Consider the following 342-nt stretch of genomic DNA (forward strand, 5'->3'; position numbering starts at 1 on the left):
GTGGAGAATAACTCGCTGAGCGGCGATAAAGCCCGCGAATCGGTCAAGCAGAATGCTGAGCACTGGAAAGATCAGGTACGGGATAAGCTGGGTAACGGTACAACCTCTTCCATCGCGAACGGCATTATCAATGCCGTTGCTGATAGCGGTGATGTGGCATTGGGTGGGGCTGATTACGCTGCTGATGCAGCGATGGCGCTGGCTTCATGTGCAGCCGGGGACAGTTACTGTGGTACAGCTCTTAATGATCTGGCCGGGAAGAATCAGACGGTAGCAGACAGCGTGAAAGCGCTGATGCAAAGCGAAACCTGGTCAGCAGTCGCCGACACAATCAAACAGGCG

At 54.7% G+C, this 342-nt stretch carries 1 pseudogene; it reads left to right on the top strand.

What is annotated here, in order from left to right:
* Positions 1-342, top strand: a pseudogene (locus tag ABEH87_RS21730) (hypothetical protein); the annotation flags it as partial.

This window comes from Erwinia sp. Eh17-17 (assembly GCF_039675725.1).
Taxonomy (GTDB): Bacteria; Pseudomonadota; Gammaproteobacteria; order Enterobacterales; family Enterobacteriaceae; genus Erwinia.